Annotated in this window: 16 protein-coding genes; 3 read left to right on the top strand and 13 right to left on the bottom strand. The window is 46.7% G+C overall.

The genetic code is table 11. From position 1 onward, the window contains the following. Window positions 1-159: 159 nt before the first annotated feature. The 9 genes from AAGC78_RS11835 to ccmA all read right to left on the bottom strand — a co-directional run bounded on the left by AAGC78_RS11835 (window position 160) and on the right by ccmA (window position 6,438). On the bottom strand, window positions 160-306 hold the full coding sequence (locus tag AAGC78_RS11835; RefSeq protein WP_435784282.1) for a hypothetical protein: 147 nt from the start codon (window positions 304-306) through the stop codon (window positions 160-162). 96 nt (window positions 307-402) lie between these two features. After that, window positions 403-948 carry a DsbE family thiol:disulfide interchange protein gene (locus AAGC78_RS11830; RefSeq protein WP_435784281.1) on the bottom strand — a complete coding sequence of 182 codons (546 nt, stop codon included), beginning with the start codon at window positions 946-948 and terminating at the stop codon, window positions 403-405. A gap of 41 nt (window positions 949-989) precedes the next feature. After that, window positions 990-1,535 carry a DsbE family thiol:disulfide interchange protein gene (locus tag AAGC78_RS11825; protein ID WP_435784280.1) on the bottom strand — a complete coding sequence of 182 codons (546 nt, stop codon included), beginning with the start codon at window positions 1,533-1,535 and terminating at the stop codon, window positions 990-992. Next, window positions 1,528-3,513: a heme lyase CcmF/NrfE family subunit gene (locus AAGC78_RS11820; protein WP_435784285.1), complete on the bottom strand. Its 1,986-nt coding sequence runs from the start codon at window positions 3,511-3,513 to the stop codon at window positions 1,528-1,530. Before AAGC78_RS11820 ends, AAGC78_RS11825 begins: the two co-directional genes overlap by 8 nt. Before the next feature lie 10 nt (window positions 3,514-3,523). Continuing rightward, entirely contained in the window at window positions 3,524-3,988 is a 465-nt protein-coding gene (gene ccmE / locus AAGC78_RS11815) for a cytochrome c maturation protein CcmE (protein WP_435784279.1), read from the bottom strand. Between the two features lie 38 nt (window positions 3,989-4,026). Then, window positions 4,027-4,236, bottom strand: a complete 210-nt coding sequence (ccmD, locus tag AAGC78_RS11810) for a heme exporter protein CcmD (protein ID WP_435784278.1) — start codon at window positions 4,234-4,236, stop codon at window positions 4,027-4,029. Continuing rightward, entirely contained in the window at window positions 4,236-4,988 is a 753-nt protein-coding gene (locus AAGC78_RS11805; protein WP_435784277.1) for a heme ABC transporter permease, read from the bottom strand. The genes ccmD and AAGC78_RS11805 overlap by 1 nt, the downstream gene beginning before the upstream one ends. 48 nt (window positions 4,989-5,036) lie before the next feature. Continuing rightward, window positions 5,037-5,735: a heme exporter protein CcmB gene (ccmB, locus tag AAGC78_RS11800; protein WP_435784276.1), complete on the bottom strand. Its 699-nt coding sequence runs from the start codon at window positions 5,733-5,735 to the stop codon at window positions 5,037-5,039. Beyond that, window positions 5,728-6,438, bottom strand: coding sequence for a cytochrome c biogenesis heme-transporting ATPase CcmA (gene ccmA, locus AAGC78_RS11795; RefSeq protein ID WP_435784275.1), 711 nt, complete (start codon window positions 6,436-6,438; stop codon window positions 5,728-5,730). Before ccmA ends, ccmB begins: the two co-directional genes overlap by 8 nt. Before the next feature lie 180 nt (window positions 6,439-6,618). Here ccmA and AAGC78_RS11790 point away from each other — a divergent pair, with 180 nt between their 5' ends. From AAGC78_RS11790 to AAGC78_RS11780, 3 genes are all read left to right on the top strand, one after another. Then, a complete protein-coding gene (locus AAGC78_RS11790; protein ID WP_435784274.1) occupies window positions 6,619-8,400 on the top strand; it encodes a hypothetical protein in 1,782 nt (593 codons plus the stop codon). A 10-nt stretch (window positions 8,401-8,410) separates the two neighbouring features. After that, window positions 8,411-8,704, top strand: a complete 294-nt coding sequence (locus AAGC78_RS11785; protein WP_435784273.1) for an EscU/YscU/HrcU family type III secretion system export apparatus switch protein — start codon at window positions 8,411-8,413, stop codon at window positions 8,702-8,704. A gap of 132 nt (window positions 8,705-8,836) precedes the next feature. Next, window positions 8,837-9,649: a sulfurtransferase gene (locus tag AAGC78_RS11780; RefSeq protein WP_435784272.1), complete on the top strand. Its 813-nt coding sequence runs from the start codon at window positions 8,837-8,839 to the stop codon at window positions 9,647-9,649. A 92-nt stretch (window positions 9,650-9,741) separates the two neighbouring features. Here AAGC78_RS11780 and AAGC78_RS11775 read toward each other — a convergent pair whose 3' ends face one another. Genes AAGC78_RS11775 through AAGC78_RS11760 form a run of 4 tightly spaced genes read right to left on the bottom strand, consistent with a single transcriptional unit; the run spans window position 9,742 to window position 13,133 of the window. Then, on the bottom strand, window positions 9,742-10,521 hold the full coding sequence (locus tag AAGC78_RS11775) for a hypothetical protein (protein WP_435784271.1): 780 nt from the start codon (window positions 10,519-10,521) through the stop codon (window positions 9,742-9,744). Then, window positions 10,496-11,023, bottom strand: coding sequence for a DUF2878 domain-containing protein (locus AAGC78_RS11770; protein WP_435784270.1), 528 nt, complete (start codon window positions 11,021-11,023; stop codon window positions 10,496-10,498). The genes AAGC78_RS11775 and AAGC78_RS11770 overlap by 26 nt, the downstream gene beginning before the upstream one ends. Next, window positions 11,023-12,288 (bottom strand): class I SAM-dependent methyltransferase, encoded by a 1,266-nt coding sequence (locus tag AAGC78_RS11765; protein WP_435784269.1) that lies wholly within the window; start codon window positions 12,286-12,288, stop codon window positions 11,023-11,025. Before AAGC78_RS11765 ends, AAGC78_RS11770 begins: the two co-directional genes overlap by 1 nt. After that, a complete protein-coding gene (locus tag AAGC78_RS11760) occupies window positions 12,285-13,133 on the bottom strand; it encodes a DUF1365 domain-containing protein (RefSeq protein WP_435784268.1) in 849 nt (282 codons plus the stop codon). Before AAGC78_RS11760 ends, AAGC78_RS11765 begins: the two co-directional genes overlap by 4 nt. Window positions 13,134-13,158: the final 25 nt, after the last annotated feature.

Genomic DNA, 13,158 nt, shown 5'->3' with positions numbered 1-13,158 from the left:
GGCCTGTCACGCCGGAGGTCGCGGGTTCGAGTCCCGTCCGGTCCGCCACTATTTAGAAATGAAAAAAGCCCCACATCAGGGGCTTTTTTTATGCCTGCAGAAAAGCACATGAAAACAAAAAGCCCCTCAAAGGAGCTTTTTATTTATGTCGCTTTTTACCTATGCTGTTTTATCTTCGATCCCTTGATCTACTTTTGCACACTCTTCTTTTATGTGCTTGTACGCATAGACGCCCACATAGGTAATCATGATGCAAGTCAGTGCAACTATCACCAGGCCATAAAGAACTATTGAATCGATATACATAAACACCTCCACATTTCCAACTGATGAATTCAGTTTACGCGGGAGGTACAAACGAGACTTGATCTCGATCAAGTCTCGTAGAGGAAGAATAAATAATTACTGGAGGTTATCAACAATGGGCTTGATGGTTTTTTCCCACACCTGCACATTCACATCGCCAATATGTTTGTAGCGGATGACACCTTGCTTATCGAGCACATAAGTCTCGGGGGCACCGAATACCCCGAGATTCAAACCCAAACGGCCATCCTCATCAGTCACGCTAAAAACGTAAGGATTATGCAGTTCGGCCAGCCAGCGCTGGGCATCGTCGGTATTGTCTTTGTAGTTGATTCCATAAATCAGAATCCCCTGTGCTTTTAGCTTGTTAAGAAACTCATGCTCTTGCCGGCAAGTAGTGCACCAAGTCGCCCACACATTAAGTAAGCTCACTCTTCCTTTAAGCATTTCATGATTGGCACTCACCAAGCCTTGCGGGTTTTCCGGTGCAGGTAGCACTGGCAATTCGAACGCAGGAACAGGCTTGTTCAACAACGCAGAGGGCATATCATTTGGATTTAATGAAAGCCCCCGCCAAAACAACACAATCAGCACTGCAAAAATAAACAAAGGTACAAATAAAAAAAATCGCTGCTTATTCATTTACCAACTTCCCCGCCGGAACAACAGTTGCGGATGACTCATTAATTAAGGCTATCAACGATTGGCTTGATGGTCTGTTCCCATGCCTGCGCATTCACAACACCAATATGCTTATAGCGAATGACACCCTGTTTATCGACCACATAGGTTTCGGGATAACCGAACACACCGAGATCCAATCCCAATCGCCCATCAGCATCCAACACCGCAAATACATAAGGGTTATGCAGCTCTGCTAGCCAGCGCTGCGCATCTTCAGTGTTGTCTTTGTAATTAATACCGTAGATAGGTACACCTTGCGCCTTGAGCAAATTGAGATATGGATGCTCCTGTCGACAAGGAAGACACCAAGTTGCCCAAACGTTTAACAAGCTAACCTTACCCTTCAGCATTTCCTGATTTGCGCTTACCAAGCCTTGCGGATTTTCTAATGCTGGAATTACTGGCAACTCAAAAGCAGGAACCGGCTTGTTCAACAAAGCGGAGGGCATTTCATTAGGATCCAACGAAAGCCCACGCCAAAACAAAACTACCAGTACTGCAAAAATTGCCAGCGGTATAAATAAAAACAGGCGCTGCCTATTCATTCACCAATTTTCCAGCAGGAACATTGGTCGCGGGCGCCTCTTGCTTAACGATTTTACGATAACGCTTATCTGCAACAGCTAGCACAGCACCAAAGCCCATCATTAAAGCACCCAACCAAATCCAACGCACAAAGGGCTTGAGGTGCACACGCATCGCCCAAGCCGTTTCCGTTAACGGTTCGCCCATAGCAACATACAGGTCACGAAAGAAACCAACATCCAATGCGACTTCAGTCATGGTGCTGCCGGACGCTAGGTAGCGGCGCTTCTGCGGTTTCATTTCACGCAAAAATTTGCCGTCCTTCATCACTGTAATCAGCGCTTCTTCTGCGGTGTAATTAGGGCCATCAATATGTGAAAGTTTATTGAGAATAAAATCGTATTCAACAACAGTAACCTTTTGCCCTACTTCCATACGGATGTCGCGCTGTTCGGTATAGATACTTGTCAAACCAATACCAACCGTTGTCACGGCGATCCCCGCATGAGCAACCACCATCGCAAAATAACTTAAACTTAGTTTTCTAATACCGACGAGAAAAGACTCGCTATTACGCAGACGGTAAATCAAATCCGCGATAAGCGCAGTAGCAACCCAGCTAGCGATAAATACAGTAAGTGCCGCAAGGATTTCATATTTATCACGATAGACAAACGGGAATACCAGCGCGATTACCAAACTAATCACCCAGGGCTTCCACAATAATTTTATAAATTGTGCACCTGACGTGCGTTTCCAATTGGAAAGCGGGCCAAAGGCCATTAGCAAACACAGCAATCCCATTAGCGGCAAGAAGAACAAATTAAAATACGGTGGGCCTACCGAAATTTTTCCCAAACCCAGCGCGTCGGCAATTAATGGGTAAAGCGTACCAATCAATACCATGATCATAATTACGCTGAGCAAAATGTTGTTGCCAAGCAAAAGCGTCTCACGCGATAACAAACTGAAACCGGCAGAGCCTTTTACAACCGGCGCTCGCAGTGCGAACAATGTTAAAGAGCCGCCGACCACCACAAAAAAGAAAGCGAGAATAAAAACACCGCGCTCTGGATCGTTGGCGAAAGCATGCACCGAAGTAAGCACACCGGAACGAACCAGGAAGGTTCCCAACAAACTCAATGAAAAGGTGAAAATAGCCAGCAAAATTGTCCAGCTTTTAAACAGGCTGCGTTTTTCAGTTACCGCAAGCGAGTGAATCAATGCAGTACCAATTAACCAAGGCAGGAAAGAGGCATTTTCTACCGGGTCCCAGAACCACCAACCGCCCCAACCCAATTCGTAATATGCCCACCAGCTGCCAAGCGCAATACCAACGGACAAGAAGCCCCAAGCCATAGTTGCCCAAGGACGAGACCAGCGCGCCCACGCACTATCCAGACGACCAGTTAACAGCGCAGCAATTGCGAACGCAAAACAAACGCTGAAACCAACGTAACCCATATACAAAACAGGTGGATGAATAATCAATCCAATATCTTGCAGCAGAGGATTTAAATCACCGCCATCTTGCGGCGGAATGGGAAGAATTCGATCAAATGGATTTGAAGTAAACAAAATAAACGAAAGAAATCCAATCGCCACAAAACCCAACACAGCAAGCACGCGCGCTTGCATGTCCAATGGCAGCGAACGGCTAAATATGGCAACGGCTAAGGTCCAACCGGCCAGCATTAAAATCCACAATAACAATGAACCTTCATGCCCACCCCACACGGCGCTTATTTTGTAATAAACCGGCAGCAGTGAGTTGGAGTTGGAGGCAACATACTTCACTGAGAAGTCGTCGTTAACAAATGAATAAGTCAGGCAGAAAAAAGCAAAGGCAACAAAGATAAAAAAGCCGGTTGCCAATGAGCGGCCGGATTGCATCAACACGTTGCTGCCATAATGGGCACCAACCAAAGGCAGTACAAATAATGCCGCACTCAAACACAAAGATAGAATCAGAGAGAACTGCCCAAGCTCTGGTGCCAACTGAACAAAATCAAGCGCCATATTTCAAGCCCTCGCAGGTTTTTTGATGCTCACCTTTATCTTTCATCGCTTCAGCAACTTCAGGCGGAACATAATTTTCGTCGTGCTTGGCAAGTACTTCGCTCGCATTCAATTCGCCGGATTCTGTCACTACACCGTTGATAACAGCGGCTTCGCCCTCAGCAAATAAATCGGGCAATATACCGTTGAAATTGACTTTGACATCGGAAATGCCATCCGTAATTAAAAAGCGGATTTGCAATGAATCACTGGCGCGTTCAACGCTACCCGGTTTCACACAGCCGCCTGCGCGTATACGTGTGTTATGAGGCACATCACCTGAGGCAATTTTGCTAGGTGGATAGAATAAGTTGATATTTTCGCGTAATGCATAGGCCATCAAGCCCACTGCAAGACTGGAAAAAACCACAATAAAAATAACAATCATCAAACGTTGTTTGCGAAGCGGGTGCATAAGTTGTCGTGCTCTGTTCAGCTAATACGGAAAATCATTTATTCAATTGATTCACCGGCGACATCATTCGACCGGGTCAATTTTTGTTGTTTTTGCTGTTGTTTAACAAACGCTTTTTTCTGCAATACCGGGCTGACCAATAAAAATACCAGCACCGCAAAAGTGATAGCGTAGGAAGCCCACACAAAAGGACCATGGCCATTCATGGCAATAAAATCTGCAATTGATTCAAATTGGAATTTCATCATTACACCTTCTTGTTACTTGTGCCGATGAGGTCATTAACCCATTGGGTTCGACTCTCGCGCCGCAATACTTCAACACGAGTATTGAGTAAAAGCACCAAGGCGTAGAAACAATAAAAACCGATCACCATCGTCAATAAGGGATACAACATTGAAGGATCAATACTGGATTTACTGGTGAATTTGATTGTTGCTGGTTGATGAAGCGTATTCCACCAATCAACCGACTTATAAATGATCGGGATATTTACCATCCCAACCAACGCCAACACGGCACTGGCTTTATCAGCAGTGTCGCGATGTGCAAAAGCTTGCTGCAGGGCAATCATACCCAAATAGAGAAAGAACAGAATCAGCATGGAAGTGATGCGTGCATCCCATTCCCACCAAGTCCCCCAAGTAGGCTTACCCCAGATAGAACCGGTGACCAAGGATACAAAGGTGAGCAATGCTCCTATCGGTGCTGCTGACTTCATTACCATAAACGGCAATTTCATTTTCCAGATAAGGCCAATCGCCCCCGAAATCGCCATGATGTAGTAACCCGCCAGCGCTAAAAATGCAGCGGGAACGTGAATATAAATAATGCGATAGCTGTTGCCCTGCTTAAAGTCCGCCGGTGCAAATGCCAATCCCCATACAGCGCCCGTCACGAGAAGCGCTATGCTGATCGTTGCCAACCATGGCAGCCAAGGTGTTGTTTTCTCGTAAAACCAACGGGGAGAACCTAATCGATGAAACCATTGCCATGCCATAGTTGTAAGACCTTATCGCTGTAGCTGTTAGCTGATCGTTATTATTAGTTAACCATTTGTACTGATACGCAAGGCGCCAACTGCTGCAATTGGAGCAAGCACTATCGCCAATGCGAGGAACGCGCCTAATACTGCGAGCTGCATGCCAATCGCTCCGCCCTGCACGGCGGTCTGCACTGCACTCGCACCAAAAATCAGTACGGGAATATACAGTGGCATCACGATCAGCGACAACAATAAACCACCCTTGCGCAGTGAAACTGTTAAAGCAGCCCCAACAGCGCCAATTAAACTCATCGATGCAGTCCCTAAAGCCAGCGATGCCAGCAGCGGAAAGTAGCCATCGACCGGCAAACTCAACATCAATCCGAGTAAAGGTGCCAACAAAGTCACCGGCAAACCCGACACCAACCAATGCACTAACACTTTTGCCATCACCGTAAAGTACAGTGACTGCGGGCTAATCAACATCTGCTCCAAGGATCCATCGTCGTAATCGCTGCGAAACAGACCATCGAGCGACAGCAATGTCGCCAGTAATGCCATAACCCATACGATTCCCGGTGCAAGCAACGCCAGTACGGATTTTTCCGGACTAACCCCCAATGGAATCAGGGTTACCGCGATCAAAAAGAACACCAGCGGATTAGTGAGTTCCGCCTTGTGCCGCGCGGCGATCAGTAAATCGCGACGAAAACTCGCGGCAAACCCGCCAAATAAAGTCGCTGCCGGCATCTTATCAACCATGATAAGCATCCCCGTCAGTCAGACTCTCAAATCCGTTTTTGGTTTGGTTGCTCCGCGCACCAGGCTGATAGTCATTCAAATTGACTATCCGCAGTTGCGGCAAGGTTAAATCCTGATGGGAAGTGAGGATCACCACACCGCCGTTAGCAGATTGCTTGGCGATAAGCGCTTCCAGCTGGCTTACGCCCAATTTGTCGATTGCGGTAAAAGGCTCATCCAGAATCCAGATACGCGCCAGACTGAGGTGTAACCTTGCCAACGCAACCCGGCGTAACTGCCCCGCCGATAATTGATAGCAGGGAGTGTCCTCGTAACCGTAAAGGCCGACAGCTCTGAGGGCAGCGTCGATTGAAACAGCAGCACCGCTTTGGGCTTTATACCATTCCAGATTTTCGGCCGGTGTTAATGCCTTTTTGATTCCGGGCAGATGGCCGAGATAAAGACTATCGCCCGCGAATTCCCATGCGGCCGCTGGTAATTCCTGACCAGCATAAAGAATTTTGCCGAGATAATCCGTGCTGATTCCCGCAAGGGCGCGCAATAAAGTGGTCTTGCCAGCACCATTAGGCCCGCCGATTTGCACAACATCGCCCGGAAACAGACGCAAATCCAAACCGGAAAAAAGCAGTCGCTCATCCCGCTCACAGCCAAGGTCACGCAGCTCAAGCAGTGGAACACCTACCTCAATCCCCAAATCGGTCATGCTAATAATTGCCTTGGCGTGTATGGTATCTACAGGAAACCTATGATCAGCCGCTATACTCAGCACAAGCAATTCGCTTGGCTGGCGACCATCTAAAGTTCGCGATTATAGCGGCCTGTGTTCCGGCATAGCACCCCAATTTACGTTTTTGATCATATTAATGTCTATTCGAGATAAGCCATGGAGCTGAGTTCCGTAACCGACAAGCTGGTACAAAATGCCCAGCGTGCGCAGGTCGAGCAAATAATGGCGATCACCAAGGTGCTTGGCTTGAAAGTAGGCGATCAATTTTTAGCGGATGTCCAAAAAGTAACCCAGGCAACACCGGAAGAGCGCGCCCAACTGGTTAAAACAATTGAGGCCAATTTGGCCCAACTCAATAAAAACTCCGCTGCACCTGCCATCAAAGCCCTGATCACCCAATTGGAAGCACAGAAAAGTTTGGTGGAAACACCCAGCGTTAAGCTGGTGACAATTTCAGTTAATACTCCCCCGCCTGTTAACGCTGCTGCTCCCACCGCTACTAATATCCCAACTCCGTTAGCCACAACATTGCTCACTTACACTAACCAGCCAGTGCAAGTCGGCCAAACACTATTAATGCAGTTGAGTGAAGGAAAAGGTTTACAATTACTGCAGCCGCTGACCAAAGCGCAAGTTGCTGCATTTAATGCACTCCTGCAGACGACCAACACCCAAACCACAACGACGAACACCGGCTCAGCAAATCCAAACAATGCGTTGAGTGAATTGTTGGCGACAATCGTTACCCAGAACCAAAATGTAGCGATTAAAAATACCGATGCCGTTGGCGAAACATTGCGCCGCTTATTGCCGCAAAAAGACAAAGGACAGGATTTACTGGCAAGCCTGCCGAAAATCACCCAGTTTATTCAGCAGTTGCCAATCGCGGAACGTAAAGAGTGGCTGTCAAACCAAGTGCAACAATCACTAAAAACCTTGAGCAACCATATTCGTTTAACCGATCAACTCAGCAATCCTAAATTGCTGGAAATGACGTTAAAAAATAATGGTCAGGGTTTTGAAAATAAATTAGCGCAGCTAGTTTCCAGCCAGAAAAATAATGAATTAACCATAGCGCCAGCTCCAACTAATTCATCTTCACCAAAGGGCTCTACTACGATTGCCAACCCTTTAAATCCGACGACAGGAATTACATCACCGCTATTAAAGCCCAGCGAGCAATCGGTCTCGCCCCACAAACAAATAGCAATACCGCAAGTTTCTGTTGAAAAAATGGCAAGTCAAGATTTAAAAGGCGCACTGCTTGGATTGCTACATGAATTAGATAGCGAGCTTGAGACTGCCAAACCCGCGTTACCCGGCTCACCACTGACAAACGAGTTCACTAAAAATTTGGTAGCTATCGCCCTGCCCCAATTTTTAGGTTTGCTAGCCAATAAACAGCAAGGAGAACTCAGCCAAAAACAATTACGTACGCAGTTGGTTATGTTGATGCATCAATACACGCTGGGCAGCCTTGCAAAAATTCAATTGCAACAAGTTCACACACTGAACCACCAATTAGGCCAAGTCGATCAACCTCAACCAACCCAATCCTGGCAATTTGAAATCCCTGTACGCCAAGGGCATGACGTGCATCCGCTGCAGATCCAAATGGAACAGCAGTGGATTGAAGAACAAAGTGATGATAAAGAAAAAAGCAGTACGCGCGTGCGCCAGTGGAATGTAATGCTCAATTTTGATTTGCCATTGATAGGCCAGTTCTACGCGCAACTCACAGTCCTGGGTGATAGCCTTGCAGCAAAATTTTGGGCAGAAAATGAAACCACTTTGCAAGAAGCAAAAATTCGTCTCGATGGATTAAAAAAGCTGTTAGAGGGTGAAGGCATCCGTGTTACCCAAATGCAATGCCTTCCCGGATTACCGCCCAAACCCAAAATGAATGTCAGTTATTCATTGGTCGATATTAAAACCTGAGATCATCCCGATGGCTTCCGAATATTCTCCCCAACAATTACAAAAAGCCGTTGCGATCTACTACGACGGAAAAAATGCCCCACATGTTAGCGCTAAAGGCACAGGCGATGTTGCCGAGCAAATTATTGCTATCGCAAGGGAGCATGGTGTCCCGCTGTGCGATAACTCAGCGCTTGTGGATCTGCTTGTCACACTGGAACTGGGTGATGAAATACCTTCGGCGCTGTACATTGCAGTGGCCTATATCATCGCCTTCGCCTATCAACTGGAAGGTAAAACTCCGGAAGGCTGGCAAACCCGTTAATAAATGCGATTAATCTGTATCATCAACATTTACAAAAAATACACAAAGCGTTCAGTTTTCACCCTTCCCAACCAACCCGTAATAATGCGATTATGACGCCACTTTTTTGACTTTCACGCGCGTCACATACCAATGAGTCACTTTATTACTAGCGAACAACTGAAATCGCAACTGGGCAAAGTTGTGATTTTTGATTGCCGTTTCAACTTGATGAATAAAACCCTCGGCAGCGAGCAGTACCGCACTGGCCACATTCCCGGCGCTTACTTTCTGGATGTGGAAAAAGATCTCTCCAGTGAAGTTGGTAAGCACGGTGGCAGACACCCTCTTCCGGATACCGAAATGCTCAGCCAGAAGCTGCGCGCAGCCGGAGTAAATCAACACACAACCATTGTGGTTTACGATGATTCGCGTATGGCTTACGCCGCGCGCGCCTGGTGGTTGCTCCGTTATTACGGACATCAGGAGGTGCTGATTCTTGATGGTGGTTTCGCAGGCTGGGTAAATAACGGGGGCGCAATCGACAGACGCGAGCCTTCCTCCAAACACGGAAATTTTAAAGCGGTTATCCAACAACATTGGATCGCCGACCGTGCTGATATTTTACAAGCTGGCTCTGGGTTTACCTTGATAGATTCGCGTGAAGCCAAACGCTATCGCGGCGAGGAAGAGCCTATAGATCCGGTGGCTGGTCACGTTCCCGGTGCAATTAATTATTTCTGGCAGGATGCCATTACAGAACAAGGTTTTATCAAACCGGAAGAAGCACAAAAGCAGCGCTGGGAGAATTTGCCAGATCGCGATAATCTGGTGGTTTATTGCGGTTCGGGGGTGACAGCTTGTGTGAATATTTTATCGCTGGAAATAAGCGGTATAAACGCGAAGCTCTATCCCGGTAGCTGGAGCGATTGGTGCTCCTATTTAGAAAAAGGCCAGTCAACTTAGAAAAAGATCAGCCAGCTTAGAAAAAGACCAATCGGCTCAATAACATCTTAAAAAAAGCGAGGGACATTCTATCCCTCGCTCCATTCATCATCTTAATTCGTATATTCATACTCGATACGAACATCCTGCGGGCCACCTTTATCATCATCGATATTGGAACGACCGTAGAAACGCACTAAGTATTTTCCATTCGGGTCGTAAGCAAGATTGATTGGATCAGCGAAAAATGAAACGAATTTTTTTGCCGGTGCAATACGGAAGTAAATCCACTCGCGACCATAATTCGCATCATATACAGGTGAATCAGCAGCCTTAATCTTGCGCACTTCCAATTGAACAGTATTCAGCTTGGTAGGAAGTGCAAAATCAAACTTCAAGGTTTTACCGGAAGCCAACTTATCCCAATTCAATTGGATGTAAGAATCAAAACCTGCATCAATAACAAGACGCGCGTTGTCGTAAATCGTCTTTTCCGTTTTGGTGTCTTTCACCCCATGGGTGAGAAGTAAACGGCCGCCTTGAAAATGGGCCGAGGCAAATTCGTTATCGCGGGTGTCTTTAAAGGTAAAACTTGGCTGAAAAGGCTCACCGTTGTAGTCCAGTGTTTTACTTGCGAATGTCTGGCCGTCGGGTGTTACATAATCGACACGTACGGTTTTGTTCTCGTCGAGCGCAGTGTACAACTCGCGATAGATAAGCTTATTGCTATCAAGATCATAAGCGCTGCCCGCCACAACGTAGTTGTCTTGCGCTACTGCGTAATTCTCCTGGGCAACAACCTGCGCGGTGTAAAAACCAGTGAGAAGCGCGCACAAGCCCACCCCTTGAGTAAGAATGTGACCAACATTATTTTGTCGTTTTGCACTGGACATAAGACGAAATCCTCAAGCTAAGAAAACGGTGTAATGGCAGTATCACTAACCACAGAGCCGCTATTATAGGTAGAACTTCAACCAGCGGGCTAGACCATTCCGCTGATGATAATTTTACCCCCGCGAGATAGCTAAGTGGTGCGAGCAACCCGCCCAATAGTGAAGACCACAAAGGGCGATAATAAATCCACTGCAATGAATGGTTCAGCGTTATACCTAACAGAGCCCACAAACATACCAGCCACAGAGGCGGCAGCTGAGCGGATTCCACAAAGTGGATCTGGCCGGTGTGGATCAGTAGCAGATCATGAGCAAGCCCTAAAAGGATGGCAAGCACAACGGCGATAGCATCATCACAACGGCGATTCGCAAAAAAGAAATGGATAACAAGAACAATAGCGGTAAATCCAACGGCCAAAGCGCTGCCGCCGAGAATACATACAAACCAACCTAGCTGAAAAATCAGGGCATTGGTAAGCGTGAGTACCAATGCCCGACTCATTATTGGAAATACCCGCTACGGTATTGCGGTTTAGCCAGAAGGACTTGCGCTGTACCTATGCTGCGCTCCATAAATCCGCCCTCGCAAGAGCAGAGATAGAACTCCCACATGCGGATAAAACGCTCGTCAAAACCTTGTGCACGCACCGCACCCAATTTTTCATTGAATGCTTCGCGCCAATGCTTCAGGGTTTGCGCGTAGTGCTCACCAATATCTTCAATGTGCAGGATATTCATATCGGTTTTACGTTTAGCCCAATCGCTAATCACCGCGACTGATGGCAATGAACCACCCGGAAAAATATATCGCTGAATAAAATCAACCGTCCTGCGCGCCATATCATAACGCTGGTCGGCAATGGTGATGGCCTGCAACAACATTAACCCATTCGGAGCCAACAAACGCGAGCAGGTAGAAAAATATTGGTCGTAGTGTTCATGGCCAACAGCCTCGATCATTTCAATCGAAACCAACTTGGTGAACTGCCCGCGCAAATCGCGATAATCATCAAACAACACACTCACACGATCACTCAGACCAGCCGCCGCTACTTTTGTGATTGCATAATCGCGCTGCTCGCGGGAAATGGTGGTGGTGGTTACTCGACAACCGTAGTTCTGCGCTGCATAAATCGCCATACCGCCCCAGCCGGTACCAATTTCAAGTAAATGATCATCAGCAGACAACTGTAATTTTTCACACACGCGCTGCAGTTTATAGCGCGACGCATCAAATAATGTGGCATCGGGCGTTGGATATATTGCGGATGAATACATCATGGTTTGATCAAGAAACAAGGAGAAAAAGTCATTTCCCAAATCGTAATGTGCGGCGATATTTTTGCGCGATCCAGTTTTGGTATTGCGATTAAACCAATGAAATAGTTTGAGTAGATATTGGCCAATAAAAGATTGTTTCGCATCCATAGCATCGAGCGCGTCCATATTACGCACAAACAAGCGCGTAACCTGCGTAAGATTAGGCGTGCTCCAACATCCACTCATGTAAGCCTCACCCGCGCCGATTGAACCACCAAATACTACATCGGCATAAAGTTGCGCATCATGCACATAAATATCCGCGACTAAATCAGCCATATCGGCCGATTGACCAAACTGATAAAGCTCACCTTGCTCATGAATGCGCAAGCAGCCCTGCGTAATACCACGCAACAATTTGAATAACATGTTGCGGGCAATATTTTGGTTACGAGTCAACGATGCAATTTTGTGCTTCGGCAGCAGCGCGATACTGGTAGATTTCACGATTGTTCCCCTGTCGTTTTAAGTTCACCGCGAACAGCTGCAGGCAAAGGATTTTTTGATTGATGGTCGTAAACAGGCACACCTTTGATTAACAAGCGTAGTGCTTGCCAATAAATAGCAACGGGCACTTTTATTGCCGCCCAAGGTTGCAGCCACAATATTTTTTGCAACAGCGATTTAGACCAAGGTTTACGTTGTAACTTTAATGTGGCATCCATATGGCAGATCGCACCTTTTTTTCCGGCTTCTAATTTATCCTTGGCAAGGGAATGATTTTCCATATGCACAAGCAGGCTTTCCGCCGGGGCAGAGCTAACCCAGTGATACTCCATATCCAGGGGGTTAAAAGGCGATACATGAAAATCTTTATCGAACTGCGAATTAGCTTTACCTGTTTCCGCATCACAATGAATGAGATAGGTATGGCGCTCGTTCCACGGCGTATTATTCACTTGCGCAAGAATCATTGCCGGCTGACTAGCGCCTGAATTAAACAGATAATAAAAAGTTACTGGATTAAAACTAAAACCAAAAATACGCAAATTCGTCAGCATCCGGACTGCACCATTCGGGCAGCGCATTGCGCTTTTATTATCCGCCGCTAGCAACGCATTAACTTCGTTATGCACAGCTGTTTTCAACGGCACAGCGGGATCGCCTAAAAAATCACTGCGACGAAAACTGCCAAAATTCGCGCGATTAAGCGACCAGCCGGTAACACCGGAAAATAAATCCGGCAATTCATCAAGGTCAATGTAAAACAATGTGGACGAATAACTAAATTCGTGGCGTTTCGGAAAAAAACGCCGATGCCGCAAATTACCTTGATAAATAGCGCTATACATAGACATACCTCGGGCAACAAGTAAG

This window comes from Cellvibrio sp. (assembly GCF_039207905.1).
GTDB lineage: Bacteria > Pseudomonadota > Gammaproteobacteria > Pseudomonadales > Cellvibrionaceae > Cellvibrio.
The sequence above is the reverse complement of the archived record's forward strand: the minus strand, read 5'-3'. Positions and strand labels throughout refer to the sequence as shown.

Coding starts and splice junctions, on each gene's coding strand:
- AAGC78_RS11760 (WP_435784268.1), bottom strand. CDS start 13,133: ATGTATAGCGCTATTTATCAAGGTAATTTGCGGCATCGGCGTTTTTTT.
- AAGC78_RS11790 (WP_435784274.1), top strand. CDS start 6,619: ATGGAGCTGAGTTCCGTAACCGACAAGCTGGTACAAAATGCCCAGCGT.
- ccmA (WP_435784275.1), bottom strand. CDS start 6,438: ATGACCGATTTGGGGATTGAGGTAGGTGTTCCACTGCTTGAGCTGCGT.
- AAGC78_RS11805 (WP_435784277.1), bottom strand. CDS start 4,988: ATGGCATGGCAATGGTTTCATCGATTAGGTTCTCCCCGTTGGTTTTAC.
- AAGC78_RS11825 (WP_435784280.1), bottom strand. CDS start 1,535: ATGAATAGGCAGCGCCTGTTTTTATTTATACCGCTGGCAATTTTTGCA.
- AAGC78_RS11785 (WP_435784273.1), top strand. CDS start 8,411: ATGGCTTCCGAATATTCTCCCCAACAATTACAAAAAGCCGTTGCGATC.
- AAGC78_RS11775 (WP_435784271.1), bottom strand. CDS start 10,521: ATGTCCAGTGCAAAACGACAAAATAATGTTGGTCACATTCTTACTCAA.
- AAGC78_RS11770 (WP_435784270.1), bottom strand. CDS start 11,023: ATGAGTCGGGCATTGGTACTCACGCTTACCAATGCCCTGATTTTTCAG.
- AAGC78_RS11780 (WP_435784272.1), top strand. CDS start 8,837: ATGAGTCACTTTATTACTAGCGAACAACTGAAATCGCAACTGGGCAAA.
- ccmD (WP_435784278.1), bottom strand. CDS start 4,236: ATGATGAAATTCCAATTTGAATCAATTGCAGATTTTATTGCCATGAAT.
- ccmB (WP_435784276.1), bottom strand. CDS start 5,735: ATGGTTGATAAGATGCCGGCAGCGACTTTATTTGGCGGGTTTGCCGCG.
- ccmE (WP_435784279.1), bottom strand. CDS start 3,988: ATGCACCCGCTTCGCAAACAACGTTTGATGATTGTTATTTTTATTGTG.
- AAGC78_RS11835 (WP_435784282.1), bottom strand. CDS start 306: ATGTATATCGATTCAATAGTTCTTTATGGCCTGGTGATAGTTGCACTG.
- AAGC78_RS11830 (WP_435784281.1), bottom strand. CDS start 948: ATGAATAAGCAGCGATTTTTTTTATTTGTACCTTTGTTTATTTTTGCA.